This is a genomic window from Actinotignum timonense, assembly GCF_900155575.1.
Lineage (GTDB): Bacteria > Actinomycetota > Actinomycetes > Actinomycetales > Actinomycetaceae > Actinotignum > Actinotignum timonense.
Genome location: NZ_LT706976.1, coordinates 1 through 2,292 on the forward strand (window position 1 = coordinate 1; position 2,292 = coordinate 2,292).

A 2,292-nucleotide genomic window follows, 5' to 3' on the forward strand; every position below is an offset into this window, starting at 1 on the left:
GAGAGTGTCTAATGGTTTGTGTGTGAGGGTGAAAACCACCTAGGAGATAAACCAGAATGACTACCGTGAAACAAGACCCTGAAGACAAGCAGCGTATCGATGCCATCGAGAAGAAACTCCTGGCTAACCCGCAAATGGCCGAGCTGATCGGCGAGCTAGCCACGTCTACTACTAACGCTAACGACCTGGTACGCGGCATGCTCCAAGCCTCGATCACGCGTGGCCTTCAAGCCGAGATGGATGCCCATTTAGGCTACGCACACTCAGACCGTAAAGCCAAAGCCGAAGCCGGCGCCGAGAGCATGGGGAACTACCGTAACGGTAGCTACCCGAAAACCGTGGCCACGAACTACGGGATGATCACCGTGGATATTCCCCGTGACAGGGCCGGCACGTTCCGCCCGACCATGGTCCCTAAAGGCGCGCGGCGCCTGACAGACGTGGATGACATGATCGTGAGCTTGTATGCCGGCGGGATGAGCGTACGCGATATCCACCACCACCTAGCCACCTCCCTGCGCCTAGAGGTATCCCCGGAGACGATCAGCGCAATCACTGACGCGGTCCTTGACGAAGTACTCACCTGGCAAAACCGCCAGTTAGACGAGTTTTATCCCGTGATTTTCCTTGACGCGATCCGGATCAAAGTACGCGATGGAGGACGCGTGGTAGGCAAGAGTGCCTATATGGCTATCGGCGTGAACATGGACGGCGTCAAACACGTTTTGGGCTTGTGGATCGCCCGTGAGGAAGGCGCTTCTTTCTGGGCGAGTGTGTGTGCCCAACTGGCTAACCGGGGCGTGAAAGACGTGTTTATCGTGTGTTGTGACGGTCTGAAAGGCTTACCTCAAGCGGTGGAGGCTACCTGGCCGGACTCGATGGTACAGACCTGTATCGTGCATTTGATTCGGGCAGCGAATCGGTGGGTGAACTACCAGGACCGTAAGGCCGTATCGGCGGCGTTGCGTGCCGTGTATACGGCACCAAGCGAGGAAGCCGCTAGGTGTGCTTTAGAAGAGTTCGCGGTAAGTGACCTTGGGTTGAAGTATCCCCAATCAGTGAAGGTCTGGAGGGACGCGTGGGAGCGTTTCACGCCTTTCTTGGGCTTCCCGCCGGCAGCGCGCAAGGTTATTTACACGACGAATGCTATCGAGTCGTTTAACAGCCAGTTGCGTAAGGCTACGCGTAACCGGCGTCAGTTCCCGAACGACGAGGCGGCGATCAAGGCGTTGTGGTTGATGATTTGTCATATTGAGGATCGGCGGGCTGCCAAGCTTGCGAAGGAATCGAGGAAAGGGAGTGTGGATGTAGGCCATTATGTTGAGGGTGCTCGGGTCCAGGGCTGGAAAACTGCTATTAACCAGATGTCCGTGGCCTACCCTGACCGGTTTAATAAGTATTTATAAACAATGCTCACACACAAACAACTTGACACACTCGACGAATGAGATAGATAGCATCATCCTGGTACTTCGAAAAATCTGAACGAATTGAGAAAAGATAATTTAGATCCCTACCTTGAATTCCCGTAAGAATAATATTTTCCTCACCTGAGGGATTCGCCTCTTCGACTACCTCATAGCGAATATCCTGAAATCCAATACCCCTCGTCTGCGATTGCAGCTGTGCGAATTGTTTGCCTTTTAGTCGAAATACCGTGCGGCCCCTAGTCCAGAAAGCAAATTCCGCTTTTTTGCTATTCTGATAAGTGCCAGCCTCATCAAACGTCCAGTTCGAGATATCTATAATCGTTATATTCTCCGCATCTCGGAACATCCACCGGAAATTCGCCTTAGTATTAGGCTTCCACCTCGATACATCTGGATTAGCTCCAGCCTCCCAAAACATTTGCGTGAAGTTTGTACAGTTACTAACATCCCAGTTGGAAACCTCTGGATTAGCCCTGTGGGTTTGCGCAAACATTCCCCTCATATTCGTAACACCGCTAGTGTTAATACCGTAAGGCGGAAAGTAAATCTCGGCATTAAAACAGCCCTGAAACAAGATAGAGGAGTCAGCCGGAAAAATAATGTCACTACCCTCTTTCGGAGCGAAAAGTATTTTCCTTGGCTCCGCTTTCCCCTGCGTGGCACAGTGTTGTTTTTTCAGATCCATCCACTGTTTACGGTCGAGTTCGCCGTGGCCAGCTACGGTGAGTGTTTTTGTGGTGGAATCCCAGGTGGCGGTGAGGTTGGGGCCGACGGGGATACCGGCAGCGCGCTCCGTTGCACGCGTTTCTCCCCCATCGGAAGTGTCGGGTGACGCGAGGCTAGGAGCGGCTACCCCCCCCCC

Annotated in this window: 2 protein-coding genes; one reads left to right on the forward strand and one right to left on the reverse strand. The window is 53.1% G+C overall.

Annotation, left to right across the window (positions count from 1 at the left end):
• Nucleotides 1-56 precede the first annotated feature (56 nt).
• A complete protein-coding gene (locus tag CZ322_RS09675; protein ID WP_087070464.1) occupies nt 57-1,406 on the forward strand; it encodes an IS256 family transposase in 1,350 nt (449 codons plus the stop codon).
• 7 nt (nt 1,407-1,413) lie between these two features.
• Here CZ322_RS09675 and CZ322_RS09680 read toward each other — a convergent pair.
• The coding region (locus tag CZ322_RS09680) for a BspA family leucine-rich repeat surface protein (RefSeq protein ID WP_143231906.1) at nt 1,414-2,292 on the reverse strand (879 nt) is incomplete at its 5' end.

What these genes read in the sequence shown, in the direction of transcription:
- CZ322_RS09675 (WP_087070464.1), top strand. Translation starts at nt 57, where the DNA reads ATGACTACCGTGAAACAAGACCCTGAAGACAAGCAGCGTATCGATGCC.